Source organism: Mycobacterium sp. PS03-16 (genome assembly GCF_004570325.1).
GTDB lineage: Bacteria > Actinomycetota > Actinomycetes > Mycobacteriales > Mycobacteriaceae > Mycobacterium.
This window is the reverse complement of sequence record NZ_SPQO01000007.1, coordinates 199884-217594: the sequence shown is the minus strand read 5'-3', so window position 1 is coordinate 217594 and position 17711 is coordinate 199884. Positions and strand designations below refer to the sequence as shown.

General features: G+C 69.0%; 14 protein-coding genes. 12 read left to right on the top strand and 2 right to left on the bottom strand.

All coding sequences use genetic code 11. From position 1 onward, the window contains the following. Window positions 1-128: 128 nt before the first annotated feature. Window positions 129-707, bottom strand: a complete 579-nt coding sequence (locus tag E4P42_RS08925) for a TetR/AcrR family transcriptional regulator (protein WP_135125221.1) — start codon at window positions 705-707, stop codon at window positions 129-131. Window positions 708-739: 32 nt separating this feature from the next. Next, complete coding sequence (locus E4P42_RS08920) at window positions 740-3553, bottom strand: aconitate hydratase (RefSeq protein WP_135125219.1); 2814 nt, start codon at window positions 3551-3553, stop codon at window positions 740-742. A gap of 173 nt (window positions 3554-3726) precedes the next feature. On the opposite strand from E4P42_RS08920, the gene E4P42_RS08915 reads away from it, so the two are divergent. The 12 genes from E4P42_RS08915 to E4P42_RS08860 all read left to right on the top strand — a co-directional run bounded on the left by E4P42_RS08915 (window position 3727) and on the right by E4P42_RS08860 (window position 17711). Beyond that, window positions 3727-4308: a DUF6676 family protein gene (locus E4P42_RS08915; RefSeq protein WP_135125217.1), complete on the top strand. Its 582-nt coding sequence runs from the start codon at window positions 3727-3729 to the stop codon at window positions 4306-4308. A gap of 222 nt (window positions 4309-4530) precedes the next feature. Further along, window positions 4531-5967, top strand: coding sequence for an NlpC/P60 family peptidoglycan endopeptidase RipA (gene ripA / locus E4P42_RS08910; protein WP_135125215.1), 1437 nt, complete (start codon window positions 4531-4533; stop codon window positions 5965-5967). A gap of 41 nt (window positions 5968-6008) precedes the next feature. Then, complete coding sequence (gene ripB, locus E4P42_RS08905) at window positions 6009-6686, top strand: NlpC/P60 family peptidoglycan endopeptidase RipB (RefSeq protein WP_245233953.1); 678 nt, start codon at window positions 6009-6011, stop codon at window positions 6684-6686. A 155-nt stretch (window positions 6687-6841) separates the two neighbouring features. Further along, the gene (locus tag E4P42_RS08900; protein WP_135125213.1) at window positions 6842-7999 is read left to right on the top strand and encodes a MoxR family ATPase; all 1158 of its coding nucleotides are present in this window, start codon (window positions 6842-6844) and stop codon (window positions 7997-7999) included. Continuing rightward, complete coding sequence (locus E4P42_RS08895; protein WP_135125211.1) at window positions 7996-8943, top strand: DUF58 domain-containing protein; 948 nt, start codon at window positions 7996-7998, stop codon at window positions 8941-8943. Before E4P42_RS08900 ends, E4P42_RS08895 begins: the two co-directional genes overlap by 4 nt. Window positions 8944-9010: 67 nt before the next feature. Beyond that, window positions 9011-10018, top strand: a complete 1008-nt coding sequence (locus E4P42_RS08890; RefSeq protein ID WP_135125209.1) for a VWA domain-containing protein — start codon at window positions 9011-9013, stop codon at window positions 10016-10018. A gap of 47 nt (window positions 10019-10065) precedes the next feature. Continuing rightward, window positions 10066-10830, top strand: a complete 765-nt coding sequence (gene fabG1, locus E4P42_RS08885) for a 3-oxoacyl-ACP reductase FabG1 (RefSeq protein ID WP_135125206.1) — start codon at window positions 10066-10068, stop codon at window positions 10828-10830. Between the two features lie 19 nt (window positions 10831-10849). Then, window positions 10850-11659: an NADH-dependent enoyl-ACP reductase InhA gene (inhA, locus tag E4P42_RS08880; RefSeq protein ID WP_135125204.1), complete on the top strand. Its 810-nt coding sequence runs from the start codon at window positions 10850-10852 to the stop codon at window positions 11657-11659. A gap of 69 nt (window positions 11660-11728) precedes the next feature. Next, window positions 11729-12709 (top strand): ferrochelatase, encoded by a 981-nt coding sequence (locus tag E4P42_RS08875; protein WP_245233952.1) that lies wholly within the window; start codon window positions 11729-11731, stop codon window positions 12707-12709. Window positions 12710-12982: 273 nt separating this feature from the next. Next, window positions 12983-15409, top strand: coding sequence for an FAD-dependent oxidoreductase (locus E4P42_RS08870; RefSeq protein WP_135125199.1), 2427 nt, complete (start codon window positions 12983-12985; stop codon window positions 15407-15409). 2 nt (window positions 15410-15411) lie between these two features. Continuing rightward, window positions 15412-16557 (top strand): N-methyl-L-tryptophan oxidase, encoded by a 1146-nt coding sequence (gene solA, locus E4P42_RS08865; RefSeq protein ID WP_135125197.1) that lies wholly within the window; start codon window positions 15412-15414, stop codon window positions 16555-16557. Next, window positions 16554-17711: an aromatic ring-hydroxylating dioxygenase subunit alpha gene (locus E4P42_RS08860; protein ID WP_135125195.1), complete on the top strand. Its 1158-nt coding sequence runs from the start codon at window positions 16554-16556 to the stop codon at window positions 17709-17711. Before solA ends, E4P42_RS08860 begins: the two co-directional genes overlap by 4 nt.

The following is a 17711-nucleotide window of genomic DNA, read 5'->3' as shown; positions in this document are numbered from 1 at the left end:
CGGTCAGCCGAGCATTAGCGTGGGACACGAGGACCTCCGTGTGTGTGAAGACGTCAGACATCTCCACTAAGCCCGGAGGTCCTCCCCTCTCACAGCCAAACCGTCAACAACGTCCCTGCCGAGTACATCTAGCCGGTGCCGGAACCCTGCTGGCGCACCGACGCCTCGACCAGGTCGAGTACCGCGCTGAGCTTCTTCGGGTCGTCCCCGGAGGCCAGCCGTGCCACCAGGCCGTCCAGAACCAGGTCGAGGTAGGTCTGCAGGACGTCGCTGGGGACGTCGTCGCGCAGCCTGCCCGCCTGCTTCTGACGCCGTAGCCGTGCCGTGGTGGCCGCGGACAACTCCGCGGAGCGCTCGGCCCAGCCCCGGCTGAACGCCGGGTCGTTGCGCAATTTGCGGGCGATCTCCAGCCGGGTGGCCAGCCAGTCGAACTGCTCCGGTGCCGCCAGCAGGTCACGCATCACCTGAATCAGTCCTTCGCGCGAGGCCACATCGGCCATCCGCTCGGCGTCCTCGCGCGCCAACTCGAAGAACAACGTGTCCTTGTCGCGGAAGTGGTGGAAGATGGCGCCGCGCGACAGCCCGATCGTCTGTTCGAGCCGTCGCACGGTCGCCTCGTTGTATCCGTACTCCGCGAAGCACCGACGCGCGCCGTCGAGAATCTGCCGCCGCCGGGCCGCCAGATGGTCATCGGTGACCCGGGGCATTCGTGCCTCCTCGCGCCGCGCTCGCCGGACCCTTACTTGGACTTGAGCATGTTGCGCAGCACGTACTGCAGGATGCCGCCGTTGCGGTAGTAGTCGGCCTCACCGGGGGTGTCGATGCGCACCACCGCGTCGAACTCGACCTTGTCGCCGCCTTCCTTCGTCGCGGTGACGTGCACGGTCTTCGGCGTCTTGCCCTCGTTGAGCGCCTCGATCCCGGTGATGTCGAACGTCTCGGTGCCGTCGAGCTTGAGGCTCGCGGCCGACTCACCCTCGGGGAACTGCAGCGGGATGACGCCCATGCCGATCAGGTTGCTGCGGTGGATGCGCTCGAACGATTCGGTGATCACCGCCCGCACGCCGAGCAGCCGGGTGCCCTTGGCCGCCCAGTCGCGCGACGAGCCGGAGCCGTACTCCTTGCCGCCGAGCACCACCAGCGGGATGTCCTGCGCGGCGTAGTTCTGCGCGGCGTCGTAGATGAACGCCTGCTCGCCGCCCTGGGTGAAGTCCCGGGTGTACCCGCCCGACACGTCGTCGAGCAGCTGGTTCTTGAGCCGGATGTTGGCGAACGTGCCCCGGATCATCACCTCGTGGTTGCCGCGGCGCGAGCCGTAGGAGTTGTAGTCCTTCTTCTCCACCCCGTGCTCGTCGAGGTACTGCGCGGCCGGTGTGCCCGGCTTGATGCTGCCGGCGGGGGAGATGTGGTCGGTGGTGACCGAATCGCCCAGCAGGGCCAGCACCCGCGCACCGCTGATGTCGGTGACCGGCTGCGGTTCGGCCGGCATGCCGTCGAAGTACGGAGGCTTGCGCACGTAGGTCGACTCGGCGTCCCACTCGAACGTGTCACCGCTCGGGGTGGGCAGGTTGCGCCACCGCTCGTCGCCCTTGAACACGTCGGCGTAGTTCTTGACGAACATCTCCTGGCTGATCGCGTTGGCGATCGTGTCCGAGATGTCCTTCTGCGACGGCCAGATGTCCTTCAAGAACACCTCGTTACCGTCTTTGTCCTTGCCCAGGCAGTCGGATTGGAAGTCGAAGTCCATGCTGCCGGCCAGCGCGTAGGCGATCACCAGCGGCGGCGACGCGAGGTAGTTCATCTTCACGTCCGGGTTGATCCGGCCCTCGAAGTTGCGGTTACCCGACAGCACCGCGGTGACCGACAGGTCGTTGTCGTTGACGGCCTTGCTGATCTCCTCCGGCAGCGGACCGCTGTTGCCGATGCAGGTGGTGCAGCCGTACCCGACCAGGTAGAAGCCCAGCTTCTCCAGGTACGGCCACAGGCCGGCCTTGTCGTAGTAGTCGGTGACGACCTGCGACCCGGGTGCCATGGTGGTCTTGACCCACGGCTTGGAGGTCAGGCCCTTCTCGACGGCGTTCTTGGCCAGCAGCGCCGCGCCGAGCATCACCTCGGGGTTGGAGGTGTTGGTGCAGGAGGTGATGGCGGCGATCACCACGGCCCCGTGGTCGAGCACGAACTCGCCGCGCTCGTCGGATTTCACCGTGATCGGGTTGGTCGGTCGGCCCTCGGCGCCGTTGGCCGCGGAGACGACCTCGACGGCATCCTCCTCGGCGAACGACAGCGACACCGGATCGCTGCCCGGGAAGGTCTCCTCGACCGCCTCGTCGACGTTCGAGTGCGCCGGCGAGTTGCCGTTCTCCACGTAGTTGTGGATGTCCTTGCGGAACGCGGACTTCGCGTCATCCAGGGCGATGCGGTCCTGCGGACGCTTGGGCCCCGCGATCGAGGGCACCACGTCGGCCAGGTCCAGTTCGAGGTACTCGGAGAACTTCGGCTCGCGGCTCGGGTCGTGCCACATGCCCTGCTCCTTGGCATAGGCCTCGACCAGCGCGAGCTGCTGATCGCTGCGGCCGGTCATCCGCAGATAATCGATGGTGACGTCGTCGATCGGGAAAATAGCGGCGGTAGAACCGAATTCGGGGCTCATGTTGCCCAGCGTGGCGCGGTTGGCCAGCGGCACCTCGGCCACGCCCTCACCGTAGAACTCGACGAACTTGCCGACCACGCCGTGCTTGCGCAGCATCTCGGTGACGGTGAGAACCACGTCGGTGGCGGTGACGCCGGGGCGGCGCTCACCGGTCAGCTTGAAGCCGACGACGCGGGGAATGAGCATCGAGACGGGCTGGCCGAGCATCGCGGCCTCCGCCTCGATGCCACCGACGCCCCAGCCCAGCACGCCCAGGCCGTTCTCCATCGTGGTGTGGCTGTCGGTGCCGACACAGGTGTCCGGATAGGCCACCCCGTCCCGGTCCATGACGACACTGGCCAGGTACTCGATGTTGACCTGGTGCACGATGCCGGTGCCGGGCGGCACCACCTTGAAGTCGTCGAAGGCGCCCTGACCCCAGCGCAGGAACTGATAGCGCTCGCCGTTGCGCTCGTATTCGATCTCGACGTTGCGCTCGAAGGCGTCCTCGCGGCCGAACAGGTCGGCGATCACCGAGTGGTCGATGACCAGATCGGCCGGCGCCAGCGGGTTGACCTTCTGCGGGTCGCCGCCGAGGTCGCCGACGGCCTCGCGCATGGTGGCCAGGTCGACGATGCACGGCACGCCGGTGAAGTCCTGCATGATCACGCGGGCCGGCGTGAACTGGATCTCGATGCTCGGGTCGGCCTCGGGATCCCAGTTGGCGATGGCCTCGATGTGGTCCTTGGTGATGTTCGCGCCGTCCTCGGTGCGCAACAGGTTCTCGGCGAGCACCTTGAGGCTGTAGGGCAGCTTCTCGGTGCCGGGAACCTTGTCGAGGCGGTAGATCTCGTACGACGTGCCGCCGACCTCGAGGGTGTCACGGGCATCAAATGAGTTCTTCGACGAATCCTTACTGCTCACATCAACTCCCGGCTAGTTCTCGCCGTCGACGGGCTGTGTCGGCGGCGCTCCTGACTCTAACAGTACGCTTGTCCTGCATTTCACTCCAGGGCGGAGTCACGGCCGGGTACCAGTCTGGTCGCCGTCCGCGGGCCCTGCCACCCGGGTACCCGCCGTCGCGGTACCGTCTGCTCGTGAGCGCTCCGCATGTCCTGCCCTTCCTGCCCGGGTACATTCCGACGGACGTATGCGGGCTGGTCGGACGGGATCCGGCGACCACGCCGGTGGACACCTGCATGAGCGAGGTCGTCGCCGACGTTCGCGACGACGGGGTGAGTGCGCCGGCCGCCGATCAGGCCGCGCTGCGCCAGGTGGTCTCCGAGGCGCGCGCCGACGGTATCGATCTCAAGATCGTCGTCATCCCGACCAATCCGCCGCTGGACACCCCGCTGCGCGACATCGCCACCGAGGTGGGTCAGGCCTACCCGGGGTCGACCGTGCTCGCGATGAGCCCGTCATTCGCCGGCGCGTACAGCACGCAGTTCGACCGCGTCACCCTGGAGGCCGGGCAGGACCTGGCCAAGACCGGCGATCCGGTGCAGTCGTCGGAGAATTTCGTGAGCCAGCTCAACACCCCTGATTTCCCCTGGACGGGCCTGACAATTGTGGTGGTTCTGGCCGTCGCCGCCGCGGTTGCGGCAACGCGGTGGTTACAGATCCGAGGCAAACGCTCGGTGCAGGGGGAGCCGGCCACTACGGGGACTGACCAGGGCTGATCCGCCCGCCGGCCGCGGTCGGCAAATTCGATAATCACCTTTCGATAACAAGTCTGGCAATTACATTGTTGTAATTTGTGACTAAAGTTTCTTCAGCGTCGAATGTGACGTACGGTGCTGTCGGTACCCAATGTTGTCGTTGTGTCTGCTGTGACTTCTGAGCATGGGTGCGCCGACGAATGTGCCGGCACGTTCGCGTCGACCCGAGGAGACCTGAGTCGAATGAAGCGCTCCACTCGCGCCGCCGCCTCCCGGATGTACGGCCGGGCCTGCGCGCTGCCGCTGACCGTCGGAATGCTGATGGGCACGGTCCTGTGGGGCGGCGGTACGGCGGCCGCCGACCCCGACGACGTGGCGACGCTCGTCGCCGCCGTCGCCAACGCCGACCAGAAGCTGCAGGAACTCGGCGCCGCGGTGCAGAGCACCCAGGAAGGCGTCAACAAAGCCATCCTCGACGTGCAAAATGCCCGGGACGCCGCGGCCACCGCACAGCGCGAGCTGGAAGCCAGCCGGCGCGGTATCGAGGACGCCACCATCGCGATCGAGTCGGCGCAGCAGCGGTTCGACACGTTCGCCGCCGCGACCTATGTCAACGGACCGTCGTCGTCGTACCTCGCCGCCGGTGACCCGGCGGACATCCTGCACACCGCCTCGACCGCGCAGACGCTGTCGATGACCTCGGCGCGGGTGATGGAGAACCTGCAGCGCGCCCGCACCGAACAGGTCAACAAGGAGTCCGCGGCCCGGCTGGCCAAGCAGAAGGCCGACCGGGCGGCGGCAGACGCCCAGGCCAGCCAGCAGGCCGCGGTCGCCGCGCTCACCGAGGCGCAGCGCAACTTCGGCGGTCAGCAGGCCGAACTCAACCGGCTCACCGCCGAACGCACCGCGGCGCAGACCCGGCTGGCCGAGGTCCAGAAGGCGTCGACCACCCGGGCGACCGCACCCGCGCCCGGACCGGCTCCCGCCCGGGCGGCGGCACCGCAGGCCGTGGCGCCGTCGGGCAACTGGGACCGCACGCCCGGGGCCACCGCGCCGGCCACCCAGAACTGGAACACCGCGTGGGATCCGACGCTCCCGGCCATCCCGAGCGCGTTCGTCAGCGGGGACCCGATCGCGATCATCAACGCCGTCCTGGGCATCACCGCCACCTCGGCGCAGGTGACCCAGCAGATGGGGCGCAACTTCCTGCAGAAGCTGGGCCTGCTGCCCACCCCGTCCGGCTACACCAACAATGGCGCGATCCCGCGGGTCTACGGCCGGCAGGCCACCGAGTACGTCATCCGCCGCGCGATGTCGCAGATGGGCGTGCCCTACTCCTGGGGTGGCGGCAACGCGGCCGGCCCGAGCCGCGGCATCGACTCAGGCGCCGGCACGGTCGGGTTCGACTGCTCCGGGTTGGTGCTCTACGCCTTCGCCGGCGTCGGCATCAAACTCGACCACTACTCGGGCTCGCAGTACAACGCGGGCCGCAAGGTCCCCAACTCCCAGATGCGCCGCGGCGACCTGCTGTTCTGGGGACCCAACGCCAGCCAGCACGTCGCGATCTACCTCGGCGACGGCCAGATGCTCGAGGCCCCGTACACCGGCAGCCACGTCAAGGTCTCGCCGGTGCGCACCAGCGGCATGACCCCGTACGCGACTCGATTGATCGAATGGTGACTTTGTTGAAAGCGTTGCGCGCGTTGGTGTCCCGCTGCGGTATGGCGATCCTCGCGGTCGCCGCCGCGGGCGCGATGCTGGTGGGCGCCACTCACACCGCGGCGGCCGCGCCCGAGGACGGGCAGTGGGATCCGACGCTGCCGAAGCTGATCAGCGCGGGCGCGCCCGGCGACCCGCTGGCGATCGCGAATGCGTCGCTGGCCGCCACCGCGCAGGCCACCCAGGTCACCATGGACCTCGGTCGCAAGTTCCTGTCCAGCATGGGGCTGGGCGGCGCCGCCCCGGCGGCGGGTGTGGCACCCGGCCGGGTGCGCGGTCCGCAGGCCATCGAATACGTCATCCGCCGCGGCGCGTCGCAGATGGGCACCCCGTACTCGTGGGGCGGCGGCAAACCCAGCGGGCCCAGCCGCGGCATCGACTCGGGCGCCAACACCGTCGGTTACGACTGCTCGGGGTTCACCCAGTTCTCCTACGCCGGTGTCGGGGTCCTGATCCCGAAGTACTCCGGGGACCAGTACGACACCGGGCGCAAGGTGCCCGTCGCCCAGGCCAAACGTGGCGACCTCCTGTTCTGGGGACCCGGCGGCAGCCAGCACGTCGCGATGTACCTCGGCAACGGGCAGATGATCGAGTCGTCGGGCAGTGCGGGCAAAGTGACGGTCAGCCCGGTCCGCACCTCGGGTCTGCAGCCCTACGCGGCCCGCATCATCGAATCCTGAGCGCACGCTGAGGCCACCCGGGCAGCGTCGACGGATCCGGAAGTGCCTGGAATAGTTGAGGCGGGCGCCGGTGCGCCCGAGCGCTGACGCGGGAACGGCCTGCGGCACGGGCCCGGAGAGCGGCTCGACTGGAAGCAACAGTGGGAGGAATCTCGATGACGTCACCGAGTGGGCCGCCGCAGGGCGCCGGAGGCTTTTCCGGCTCGAATCCCGCGCAGGGGTACCCCGCCGGTTCGCACGCCGCTCCGCAGGGCCAGCCGCCCGCGCACCACAACGGCGGGCTGCAGGGTGAGGTCAACACTCTCGAACGCGCCATCTTCGAGGTCAAGCGCATCATCGTCGGCCAGGACCGCCTGGTGGAGCGGATGCTGGTCGGCCTGCTGGCCAAGGGCCACGTGCTGCTCGAAGGTGTGCCCGGTGTCGCGAAGACGCTGGCGGTCGAGACGTTCGCCAAGGTGGTCGGCGGCACGTTCGCCCGCATCCAGTTCACCCCCGACCTGGTGCCCACCGACATCATCGGTACCCGCATCTTCCGGCAGGGTAAGGAGGAGTTCGACATCGAACTCGGCCCGGTCGTGGTCAACTTCCTGCTCGCCGACGAGATCAACCGCGCCCCGGCCAAGGTGCAGTCGGCGCTGCTGGAGGTCATGGCCGAACGCAAGATCTCCATCGGTGGCAAGACGTTCCCGCTGCCGCAACCGTTCCTGGTGATGGCGACCCAGAACCCGATCGAGCAGGAGGGCGTGTACGCGCTGCCCGAAGCCCAGCGCGACCGCTTCCTGTTCAAGCTCAACATCGACTACCCGTCGCCCGAGGAAGAGCGGGAGATCATCTACCGCATGGGCGTCAAGGCGCCCGAGCCCAAGCAGATCCTCGCCCCCGGCGACCTGCTGCGGCTGCAGGATGTCGCGGCCAACACGTTCGTCCACCACGCGCTCGTCGACTACGTCGTGCGGATCGTCACCGCGACCCGCGAGCCGGAGAAGTTCGGGATGCCCGACGCGAAGTCGTGGATCGCCTACGGCGCCTCCCCGCGCGCGTCGCTGGGCATCATCGCCGCCGCCCGCGCACTGGCGCTGGTGCGCGGCCGCGATTACGTGATTCCCCAGGACGTCGTCGAGGTCATCCCGGACGTGCTGCGCCACCGCCTGGTGCTCACCTACGACGCGCTGGCCGACGAGGTCTCGGCCGAGACCGTGATCGGGCGCATCATGCAGACCGTGGCGCTGCCCCAGGTGAATGCCATTCCGCAGCAAGGGCCTTCGGGTCAGCCCGCAGTCCCGGCCGGGGCGGGCGTGGCGGGCGGTCGGTGACCGAGCCCGCACGCCGCACGGTCGACCTGCCGTCGCTGCAGCGCGGGGAGATCCGCGACCCCGCGCTGTCGGCGGCGCTACGCAAACTGGAACTGACCGTCCGGCGCAAACTCGACGGCGTTCTGCACGGCGACCATCTCGGGCTGCTGCCCGGCCCCGGCTCCGAACCGGGGGAGTCGCGGATGTACGAACCCGGCGACGACGTGCGCCGTATGGACTGGTCGGTCACCGCGCGCACCACCATCCCGCACGTGCGGGAGATGATCGCCGACCGCGAGCTGGAGACCTGGCTGGTGGTCGACATGTCGGCCAGCCTCGACTTCGGGACCACCGGCAGCGAGAAGCGCGACCTCGCCGTGGCCGCGGCCGCGGCCATCACGTTCCTCAACAGCGGGGGCGGTAACCGCATCGGGGCGATCATCGCCAACGGCGACACGGTGCGGCGGGTGCCCGCCCTGTCGGGCCGCATGCACGAGCAGGAGATGCTGCGCACGATCGCGACCATGCCCAAGGCGCCACCGGGCGTGCGCGGCGATCTGGCCGCCGCCATCGACGCGCTGCGTCGCCCCGAACGCCGCCGTGGGATGGCCGTGGTGATCAGTGACTTCCTCGGCCCGATCAATTGGATGCGGCCACTGCGCGCCATCTCCGGACGCCACGAGGTGCTCGGCGTCGAGGTGCTCGACCCGCGCGACATCGAGCTGCCCGACGTCGGTGACGTCGTGCTGCAGGACGCCGAGACCGGGGTCACGCGCGAGTTCACCATCGACCACCAGCTGCGGGAGGACTTCGAGCGGGCGGCCGCCGAACACCGCGCCGAGGTCGCCCGCACGCTGCGGCGCTGCGACGCCCCGCTGCTGACGTTGCGCACCGACCGGGACTGGATCGCCGACGTGGTGCGGTTCGTGGCCCAGCGGCGGCGCGGCGCCCTGGCCGGCCGATGAGCGCTTGCGCGAAGAGCAACTGGCGCCGATGACACGACACATCGATCGACGAAATGACAAGTAACACATGACTTTGCCGTTGCTCGGCCCGATCTCGCTGTCGGGTTTCGAACACCCGTGGTTCTTCCTGTTCCTTCTCGTCGTGCTCGGACTGGTCGGCCTCTACGTCATCGTGGCGCTGGCCCGGCAGCGGCGGATGCTGCGCTTCGCCAACATGGAGCTGCTGGAGAGCGTCGCCCCGAACCGGCCCAAGCGGTGGCGGCACCTGCCGGCCATCCTGTTGGTCGCCGCGTTACTGCTGCTGACTGTCGCGATGGCGGGTCCGACCCGCGACGTGCGGATCCCGCGCAACCGCGCGGTGGTGATGCTGGTGATCGACGTGTCGCAGTCCATGCGGGCCACCGACGTGTCGCCGAGCCGGCTGGCCGCCGCGCAGGAGGCGTCCAAGCAGTTCGCCGACGAGCTGACCCCGGGCATCAACCTCGGGCTGATCGCCTACGCCGGCACCGCGACCGTGCTGGTGTCGCCGACCACCAACCGCGAGGCCACCAAGAACGCGATCGACAAGCTGCAGCTGGCCGACCGCACCGCGACCGGTGAAGGCATCTTCACCGCGCTGCAGGCCGTCGCCACGGTCGGCGCGGTGATCGGCGGCGGTGACGAACCGCCTCCGGCGCGCATCGTGCTGTTCTCCGACGGTAAGGAGACCGTGCCGTCGAACCCCGACAACCCCAAGGGTGCGTTCACCGCGGCCCGCACGGCCAAGGATCAGGGTGTGCCGATCTCGACGATCTCGTTCGGCACCCCGTACGGCTACGTCGAGATCAACGATCAGCGCCAACCGGTTCCGGTGGACGACGAGATGCTCAAGAAGATCGCCGACCTCTCCGGTGGCGAGGCGTTCACCGCGTCCAGCCTCGAGCAGCTGCGCGAGGTGTACTCGAATCTGCAGCAGCAGATCGGCTACGAGACCATCAAGGGTGACGCCAGCGTGGGCTGGCTGCGGCTCGGCGCGCTGGTGTTGGCACTCTCGGCGCTCGCCGCGATGCTGATCAACCGCCGGCTGCCCGGTTAGCTAAGGCGATTTCTTAAGAATGGCGGGCACCGACTAAGTTGACGGACATGACTTCCACCGAGGATCGCGTTGACGCTGCCGGTGACACGGGCGGGCGGCCCGCGTTCGTCTCCCGTTCGGTGCTCGTCACCGGCGGCAACCGGGGCATCGGCCTGGCGATCGCGCAGCGGCTGGCGGCCGACGGGCACAAGGTCGCGGTGACCCACCGCGGATCCGGCGCCCCCGAGGGACTGTTCGGCGTCGAGTGTGACGTCACCGACAACGAGGCCGTCGACCGCGCCTTCAAGGAGGTCGAGCAACACCAGGGGGCGGTCGAGGTCCTGGTGTCCAACGCCGGCATCTCGAAGGACGCGTTCCTCATGCGGATGACCGAGGAGCGGTTCGAAGAGGTCATCAACGCCAACCTCACCGGCGCGTTCCGGGTGGCGCAGCGGGCCTCGCGCAGCATGCAGCGGAAGCGGTTCGGCCGCATCATTTTCATCGGTTCGGTCTCGGGCATGTGGGGCATCGGCAACCAGGCCAACTACGCGGCCGCCAAGGCCGGGCTGATCGGTATGGCCCGCTCCATCTCGCGCGAACTGGCCAAGGCCGGGGTGACCGCGAACGTGGTGGCGCCCGGCTACATCGACACGGAGATGACCCGGGCCCTGGACGAGCGGATCCAGGCCGGCGCGCTCGACTTCATCCCCGCCAAGCGGGTCGGCACCGCCGAGGAGGTGGCCGGAGCGGTCAGCTTCCTGGCTTCGGAGGACGCGACCTACATCGCCGGTGCGGTGATCCCGGTCGACGGCGGCATGGGCATGGGTCACTAAGGAAGGTAAGGACTTTCACATGGCAGGCTTTCTCGAAGGTAAGCGGATCCTCGTCACGGGGATCATCACCGACTCGTCGATCGCGTTCTACATCGCCAAGGTCGCCCAGGAGGCGGGCGCCGAGGTGGTGTGCACCGGCTTCAACCGGATGCGGCTGATCGAGCGGATCCTCGACCGGCTCCCGTCGAAGCCGCCGCTGCTCGAACTCGACGTTCAGAACGACGAGCATCTCGACACCCTGGCCGACCGCATCACCGAGGTGATCGGCGAAGGCAACAAGCTCGACGGTGTGGTGCACTCGATCGGCTTCATGCCGCAGACCGGTATGGGCATCAACCCGTTCTTCGACGCCCCGTACGAGGACGTCGCCAAGGGCATCCACATCTCGGCGTACTCGTACGCCTCGCTGGCCAAGGCCGTGCTGCCGATCATGAACCCGGGCGGTGGCATCGTCGGCATGGACTTCGACCCCACCCGCGCGATGCCGGCCTACAACTGGATGACCGTCGCCAAGAGTGCGCTCGAGTCGGTGAACCGGTTCGTCGCCCGTGAGGCCGGCAAGGTCGGTGTGCGGTCGAATCTCGTTGCCGCCGGGCCGATCCGGACACTGGCGATGAGCGCGATCGTCGGCGGCGCCCTCGGCGACGAGGCCGGCGCCCAGATGCAGCTGCTCGAGGAGGGTTGGGACCAGCGCGCCCCGCTGGGCTGGAACATGAAGGATCCCACCCCGGTCGCCAAGACGGTGTGCGCCCTGTTGTCGGACTGGCTGCCCGCCACCACCGGCACCATCATCTACGCCGACGGCGGCGCCAGCACCCAGCTGCTCTAGTGGAGTGCCCCGTTGTTTGACGCGCTGCTCGTGCTGTCGTTCGGTGGCCCCGAGGGCCCCGAGCAGGTGATGCCGTTCCTGGAGAACGTGACCCGCGGACGCGGGATCCCGCGCGAGCGGCTGGCCAGCGTCGCCGAGCACTATCTGCACTTCGGTGGGGTCTCGCCGATCAACGGGATCAACCGGGCGCTGATCGAGCAGATCGAAGCCGAACTCGCCGAGCGCGGCGAGGATCTGCCGGTGTACTTCGGCAACCGCAACTGGGAGCCGTACGTCGAGGACACGGTCACCGCGATGCGCGACGCCGGTGTGCGGCGCGCGGCGGTGTTCGCCACCTCGGCGTGGGGTGGCTACTCGAGCTGCACGCAGTACAACGAGGACATCGCCCGGGGCCGCGCGGCCGTCGGCGACGACGCGCCCGAACTGCTCAAGCTCCGGCACTATTTCGACCACCCCCTGTTCATCGAGATGTTCGCGGAGTCGATCCACGCTGCGCGGCAAGAGCTTCCGGCCGAGCTGCGTGACGACGCGCGGCTGGTGTTCACCGCGCACTCGATTCCCACCGCCGCCGACGACCGGCACGGACCCCGCCTATACAGCCGCCAGGTGCACTACGCCGCCCGGCTGGTGGCCGCCGCCGCGGGCGTCGACGAATTCGACCAGGTGTGGCAGTCGCGGTCGGGGCCGCCGCGCATCCCGTGGCTGGAACCCGACATCGGTGACCACATGACCGCGCTGGCCGAACAGGGCGTGCGGGCAGTGATCATCTGCCCGATCGGCTTCGTGTCCGACCACATCGAGGTGGTGTGGGACCTCGACAACGAGGTGCGCGAGCAGGCCGCCGAACTCGGCATCCTGATGGCACGCGCGACCACGCCGAATGCCGACCGCAGGTTCGCCCGCCTGGCGCTGGACCTGGTCGACGAGCTGCGGCAGAACCGCCCGCCGACCCGGGTCGCGGGGGCGGACCCGGCGCCGGGCTGCGGGCACACCGTCAACGGCACGGTGTGCGCCGACTCGCCGCGGTGTACGGCGATCATCACCAGCTGAGCCCGCTGGTCCGCCCGCGTGTGGCGGCGCCCGCCAGCTGCCGCGAGTTCCCCCCGCCTGGGCGCGAGACTGAAGCTACGCAGGGGTCTACCCGCACTTCCGCTGCATAGGTTCAGTCTCGGGGCGCGCCCCGGCACGCGTCGGTTCCCAGCGATCTCCCAGCGTGTTCACCTTGCGCTCCGCGCTGGCCGGGTGAACAATCGCTGTTGCGTATAGAAGAGCGCGTTGCGTAATATGCAACAGCATCTTCCCTCAGTGGAAGCCGGTTCATTCATGCCGAGAATCGTGATCATCGGTGCCGGGATCGTCGGGACATCGCTGGCCGACGAGTTGACCGCGCGCGGGGCCACCGACGTCACCGTGGTCGACCGTGGGCCGCTGTTCGTCACCGGCGGCTCCACGTCGCACGCGCCCGGCCTGGTCTTCCAGACCAACCCGTCGAAGACCATGACGGCGTTCGCGCGGTACACCGTTGAGAAGTTCTGCGCGCTCGAGCACCCCGACGGGTGGGCCTTCAACCAGGTCGGCGGCCTCGAGGTCGCCACCACGCCGCAGCGCTGGGCCGATCTACACCGCAAGGCCGGCTGGGCGCAGGCCTGGGGCATCGAGGGACGGCTGCTCACGCCCGGCGAATGCGCCTCCCTGCACCCGCTGCTGGACCAGGACCGGATCCTCGGCGGATTCCACACGCCTGCAGACGGTTTGGCCAAGGCCGTGCGCGCCGCCGAAGCGCAGGGCAGGCGGGCGATGGCGCGCGGCGCGACGTTCCTGCCGCACACCGAGGTGCTCGGCGTCCTCGACCACCACGGCCGGGTCACGGGCGTGCGGACGTCCACCGGCGTCATCGACGCCGACGTCGTGGTCTGCGCGGCCGGGTTCTGGGGCGCGCAGCTGGCCAAGCAGGTCGGGCTGGTGGTGCCGCTGGTGCCGATGGCCCATCAGTACGCGAAGACCGGCCAGGTGGCGCCGCTGGCCTGCCGCAACACCGAGCCGGCGGAGGCGGGGTTGCCGATCCTGCGCCACCAGGACGCCGACCTGTACTTCCGCGAGCACGTCGACCGCGTGGGCATCGGCTCCTACAGCCACCGCCCGATGCCGGTGGACCTGTCCACGCTGATGGCCGACACCGCCGACGAAGCCATGCCGTCGATGCTGCCGTTCACCGACGAGGACTTCGCGCCCGCGTGGGACGCCGCGGTCGGACTGCTGCCCGCGCTCGGCGACGCGAAGGTCGAGGAGGCGTTCAACGGGATCTTCTCGTTCACCCCGGACGGCTTCTCGATCATGGGGGAGCACCGGGAGCTGGCGGGTTTCTGGGTGGCCGAGGCGGTCTGGGTGACGCACTCGGCGGGCGTGGCCCGAGCGACGGCGGAGTGGATCCTCGACGGCACCCCGACGGTGGACGTCAGCGAATGCGACCTCTACCGGTTCGAGGACGTCGCGCGCAGCCCGGAATTCGTCATGCAGACCAGTTCGCAGGCCTTCATCGAGGTGTACGACATCGTGCACCCGTACCAGTTCCGTGAGAAGCTGCGCGGGCTGCGCACCAGCCCGTTCCATGCCCGCCACCGCGAGCTCGGCGCGTACTTCTACGAGGGCGGCGGCTGGGAGCGCCCGGCGTGGTTCGACGCCAACGCCGACCTGCTGACCGGACTGCAGGTCCCCGACCGCGACGACTGGTCGGCGCGGTTCTGGTCACCGATCTCGGTCGCCGAGGCCCGGGCGACCCGGGACCGCGTCGCGATGTACGACATGACCCCGCTGACCCGCTACGAGGTGTCCGGGCCCGGCGCCGCGGCGTTCCTGCAACGGATGACCACCAACAATGTCGACAAGAGCGTCGGGTCGGTGACTTACACCCTGATGCTCGACGAGGCCGGCGGGATCCGCAGCGATCTGACCGTCGCCCGGCTGGGGGAGAGCACGTTCCAGGTCGGTGCGAACTCCCCGCGCGACCTCGACTGGCTCGAGCGGCACCGGCCGGACGACGTGATGCTGCGGGACATCACCGGCGCGACCTGCTGTGTGGGCCTGTGGGGCCCGCTGGCCCGCGACGTCGCCCAACCGCTGTGCCCGGACGACCTGTCGCACGGCGCGTTTCGCTACTTCCGTTGTCTGCGCACCTATCTGGGCGCCATCCCGGTCACCATGATGCGGGTGTCCTACGTCGGCGAGCTCGGCTGGGAGATCTACACCAGCGCCGACTACGGCGCAGCGCTGTGGGACCTGCTGTGCGAAGCCGGCCGCGCGCACGGCATCGTTCCCGCCGGCCGGATCGCGTTCAACAGCTTGCGCATCGAGAAGGGCTATCGCAGCTGGGGCACCGACATGACGCCCGAACACCTGCCCGCCGCGGCCGGCCTCGACTTCGCGGTGCGGATGGACAAGGGTGACTTCGTCGGCCGCGCGGCGCTCGAGCGGGCGTCCGAACCGGCAAACCTGCTGCGCAGCATCGTGTTCGAGGACCCGAGTGCGGTGGTGCTGGGCAAGGAGCCGGTCTTCCGGGACGACCGGTGCGCCGGGTACGTCACCAGCGCCGGCTTCTCGGCCACGGTCGGGCGCACCATCGCCTACGCGTGGCTGCCTGCCGACGCCGCCACTGGTGAATCGGTGACCGTCGACTACCGGGGCACCCGCCACCGGGCCGTCATCCACCCCGAACCGGTCGTGGACCCCGACATGCTGCGGATCCGGAGATAGCCATGGTGCACCCGACACATGCGGACGTCATCGTCATCGGCCTGGGGGGAATGGGCAGCGCCGCGGCCTACCACCTCGCCGCGCGCGGTCAACGCGTCCTCGGACTGGACCGTTTCACCCCGGCCCACGACAAGGGCTCCAGCCACGGCGGATCCCGCATCATCCGCCAGTCGTATTTCGAGGACCCGGCCTACGTGCCGCTGCTGCTGCGCGCCTACGAACTGTGGGACCAGCTGGCCGCCGACGCCGCCCGCGAGGTCTACCGGATGACCGGCGGACTGTTCATCGGGCCGCCGGACTGCCTCACCGTGGCGGGCAGCCTGCGGGCCAGCCGTGAGTGGGACCTCCCGCATGAGGTGCTCGACGCAGCGGAGATCCACGCCCGGTATCCGAATTTCACGCCGCGCCCCGGGGACATCGCGCTCTACGAGGCCAAGGCCGGCTTCGCCCGCCCCGAACTGACCGTGCAGGCGCACCTCGACCTCGCCGAACGCGCCGGCGCCACGCTGGTGTTCGGTGAAACGGTGACCGGATGGCAGGAGACCGCCGAAGGCGTCGCGGTCACGACCACCGGCGGCACCCACACCGCCGGACAGCTGGTGATCTGCCCCGGGGCGTGGGCGCCCGAACTGCTCTCCGAGTTCGGCATCCCGATCACCGTCGAACGGCAGGTGCTGTACTGGCTCGACCCCGTCGGCGGCACCGGCCCCTTCGAGGACCACCCGATCTTCATCTCGGAGAACGCGGACGGCGAACAAATCTACGGGTTTCCGGCCATCGACGGGCCGGCCGGCGGTGTCAAGGTCGCGTTCTTCCGTAAGGGCACCGTCTGCACCCCCGACACCATCGACCGCGTCGTGCACGACCGCGAGATCGCCGAGATGCGCGCCGAGGTGGCGCACCTGATCCCGGCGCTCGACGGGCCCTGCGTGCACTCCGCGACGTGCATGTACTCCAACACCCCGGATCAACACTTCGTCATCGCCCGCCACCCCGCCGCCGCCAATGTCACGGTGGCGTGCGGCTTCTCGGGTCACGGGTTCAAATTCGTGCCCGTGGTGGGCGAAATTCTGGCGGACCTGGCGATCGACGGCGCCACCCGCCATCCCATCGACCTGTTCGACCCGCGACGGCTGGTGACCGCATGACCGCCACCCAACACCCGCCCACACTGCTGGCCACGCTCGGCGGCGACTACTACACCAGCGAGGCGGTGTTCGCCGCCGAGCAGGAGAAGATCTTCGAGAACTCGTGGATCTGCGCGGCGCGGTCCGCAGACCTCGCGCTGGCGGGCCAGTTCAAGAAGGTCCAGATCGGCCGCGAGAGCGTGCTCGTGGTCCGCGGCCGCGACGGCATGCTGCGGGCGTTCCTCAACGTGTGCCGCCACCGCGGCGCCCAACTGTGCACCGAATCCGAGGGACAGGTGCGCCGGACGCTGCGCTGCCCATACCACGCGTGGACCTACGCGCTGGACGGAAAGCTGGTGGCCGCGCCCAACATCGCGGCGCTCACCGACGACGACGGGGTAGCGATCGACCGGTACCGGTACGGGCTGGTGCCGGTCGCGCTCACCGAGTGGCTCGGCTACGCGTGGGTGTGCCTGGCCGACCTGCCGCCGTCGTTCGAGGAGACCGTCGTCGGCGAGGTGACGCTGCGGCTCGGCGACGACGGGGCGGTCGACCGGTACGGAATCGACGGGCTGCAGCTGGGCCGGCGCGTGGTCTACGACGTAGCGGCGAACTGGAAGCTCATCGTCGAGAACTTCATGGAGTGTTACCACTGTGCGTCGATCCATCCCGAACTCGTCGACGTGCTGCCGGAGTTCGCGCGCGGGATGGCCGCCCAGTCCTACGTCGGTCACGGCGCCGAATTCGCCGCGGACGTCGCGGGTTTCACCGTCGACGGGACGGACGGGTTCGGCAGGCTGCCCGGGCTGATGGCCGACCAGGACCGGCGCTACTTCGCGATCACGGTGCGGCCGTCGGTGTTCGTCAACCTGGTACCCGACCACATCATCTTCCACCGCATGTATCCGCTGGCGCCCGACCGCACGGTCGTCGAATGCGACTGGCTCTACGCGCCGGACGTGGTGGCCGCCGGGCACGACGTATCGCACTCGGTGGAGCTGTTCCACCGGGTCAACCAGCAGGACTTCGCGGCGTGCGAACGCACGCAACCGGCCATGTCCTCGCGCGCGTATCAGCACGGCGGTGTTCTCGTCCCTGCCGAACATCACCTCGCGGAGTTCCATCAGTGGGTAGTGTCCCGTCTCGGCACGTCGGACGGCTGCGCAAGGGGTTAG

What these genes read in the sequence shown, in the direction of transcription:
- E4P42_RS08925 (WP_135125221.1), bottom strand. Translation starts at nt 707, where the DNA reads ATGCCCCGGGTCACCGATGACCATCTGGCGGCCCGGCGGCGGCAGATT.
- ripA (WP_135125215.1), top strand. Translation starts at nt 4,531, where the DNA reads ATGAAGCGCTCCACTCGCGCCGCCGCCTCCCGGATGTACGGCCGGGCC.
- ripB (WP_245233953.1), top strand. Translation starts at nt 6,009, where the DNA reads ATGGCGATCCTCGCGGTCGCCGCCGCGGGCGCGATGCTGGTGGGCGCC.
- E4P42_RS08900 (WP_135125213.1), top strand. Translation starts at nt 6,842, where the DNA reads ATGACGTCACCGAGTGGGCCGCCGCAGGGCGCCGGAGGCTTTTCCGGC.
- E4P42_RS08890 (WP_135125209.1), top strand. Translation starts at nt 9,011, where the DNA reads ATGACTTTGCCGTTGCTCGGCCCGATCTCGCTGTCGGGTTTCGAACAC.
- fabG1 (WP_135125206.1), top strand. Translation starts at nt 10,066, where the DNA reads ATGACTTCCACCGAGGATCGCGTTGACGCTGCCGGTGACACGGGCGGG.
- inhA (WP_135125204.1), top strand. Translation starts at nt 10,850, where the DNA reads ATGGCAGGCTTTCTCGAAGGTAAGCGGATCCTCGTCACGGGGATCATC.
- E4P42_RS08875 (WP_245233952.1), top strand. Translation starts at nt 11,729, where the DNA reads ATGCCGTTCCTGGAGAACGTGACCCGCGGACGCGGGATCCCGCGCGAG.
- E4P42_RS08870 (WP_135125199.1), top strand. Translation starts at nt 12,983, where the DNA reads ATGCCGAGAATCGTGATCATCGGTGCCGGGATCGTCGGGACATCGCTG.
- solA (WP_135125197.1), top strand. Translation starts at nt 15,412, where the DNA reads ATGGTGCACCCGACACATGCGGACGTCATCGTCATCGGCCTGGGGGGA.
- E4P42_RS08860 (WP_135125195.1), top strand. Translation starts at nt 16,554, where the DNA reads ATGACCGCCACCCAACACCCGCCCACACTGCTGGCCACGCTCGGCGGC.